At 62.6% G+C, this 1,670-nt stretch carries 3 protein-coding genes; all 3 read left to right on the top strand.

The genetic code is table 11. From position 1 onward, the window contains the following. The coding region (locus NU688_RS33880) for a carbohydrate ABC transporter permease (protein WP_257865369.1) at nt 1-354 on the top strand (354 nt) is incomplete at its 5' end. Between the two features lie 10 nt (nt 355-364). Further along, nucleotides 365-1,189 (top strand): carbohydrate ABC transporter permease, encoded by an 825-nt coding sequence (locus NU688_RS33875; protein ID WP_013539656.1) that lies wholly within the window; start codon nt 365-367, stop codon nt 1,187-1,189. A gap of 17 nt (nt 1,190-1,206) precedes the next feature. After that, a partial coding sequence (locus tag NU688_RS33870; protein ID WP_257865366.1) for an ABC transporter ATP-binding protein occupies nt 1,207-1,670 on the top strand: 464 nt, incomplete at its 3' end.

Genomic DNA, 1,670 nt, shown 5'->3' with positions numbered 1-1,670 from the left:
ATCTTCATCACCTCGCTGCAGTCGCTCGACCGCGAGCAGATGGAAGCCGCGCGCATGGACGGCGCGAGTTCCCTCCAGCGCTTCTTCTATCTCACCATCCCGCACCTGGGCCGGCCGATGGCGGTGGTGATCATGATCGAGATGATCTTTCTGCTCAGCGTGTTCGCCGAGATCGCCATCACCACCAATGGCGGACCGGGCAACGAGAGCACGAACATGACCTACCTGATCTTCAAGCAGTCGCTGATGAATTTCGACGTGGGCGTGGCCTCGGCCGGTGCGCTGTTCGCGGTGGTGCTGGCCAACATCGTGGCCTTTTTCCTCATCCGAATCATCGGCAAGAACCTCGATTGAAGGAATGACCATGCAACCCAGCAACTTCCTTCCCCAACTGCTGCGCACCGTCGGTGCGTGGGCCGTGGCGCTGCTCCTGTTCTTCCCGCTCGGCTGGCTGTTTCTCACGGCCTTCAAGACGGAGCTGCAGGCGATCCATGTGCCGCCGCTTTTCATCTTCGAGCCCACGCTCGACAACTTCGGCGAAGTGCAGCGCCGCAGCGACTACCTGCTGTATGCGCGCAACTCGCTCATCACCAGCCTGGGTTCGACGATCCTCGGCTTGCTGATCGCCGCGCCCGCCGCGTACTCGATGGCCTTCTTCCGCACGAAGAAGACGCGCGACATCCTCATGTGGATGCTCTCCACCAAGATGATGCCGGCCGTCGGCGCGCTGGTGCCGATCTACGTGCTCGCGCAGACCGCGGGCATGCTGGATTCGCTCACCGCGCTGACCATCGTGTTCACGCTGTCGAACCTGCCGATCATGGTGTGGATGCTCTACAGCGCCTACAAGGACATTCCGAACGAGATCCTCGAAGCCGCGCGCATGGACGGCGCGAGCCTGTGGACCGAGTTCCGCCATGTCGTGATGCCGCTGTCGGTCGGCGGGCTCGCATCGACCGGTCTCCTGTGCCTGGTGCTGAGCTGGAACGAGGCCTTCTGGGCACTGAACCTCACCTCCGCCAAGGCCGGCACGCTCGCGACGCTGATCGCCTCGTACTCCAGCCCCGAGGGCCTGTTCTGGGCCAAGTTGTCGGCCGCCTCGCTGATGGCCATTGCGCCCATCGTCGTGTTCGGCTGGTTCAGCCAAAAACAACTCGTCCAGGGCCTGACCTTCGGCGCCGTCAAGTAAAGAAAGGGAGACATCTCATGGCCTACCTCGAACTCAAAAACATCAAGAAGAGCTTTGGTGACGTCAACATCATCAAGGGCGTCGACCTCGAAATCCAGAAGGGCGAATTCATCGTCTTCGTCGGGCCCTCGGGCTGCGGCAAGTCGACGCTGCTGCGGCTGATCGCGGGCCTGGAGCCGATCACCAGCGGCAACCTGATGCTCGACGGCAAGGACATCACCTGGGCGCCTTCGGGCAAGCGCGACCTGGCGATGGTGTTCCAGAGCTATGCGCTCTATCCGCACATGAGCGTGTACGACAACATGTCCTTCGCGCTCAAGCTCGCGGGCGTGGCCAAGGACGAGATCAGGACCAAGGTCGAGTACGCGGCGAAAACGCTGAACCTCACGCAGTACCTGGACCGCACGCCCAAGGACCTGTCGGGTGGCCAGCGCCAGCGCGTGGCCATCGGGCGCGCGATCGTGCGCGCGCCGAAGGTGTT

This window comes from Variovorax sp. ZS18.2.2, from assembly GCF_024701975.1.
In the GTDB taxonomy this organism is placed as follows: domain Bacteria; phylum Pseudomonadota; class Gammaproteobacteria; order Burkholderiales; family Burkholderiaceae_C; genus Variovorax.
The sequence above is the reverse complement of the archived record's forward strand: the minus strand, read 5'-3'. Positions and strand labels throughout refer to the sequence as shown.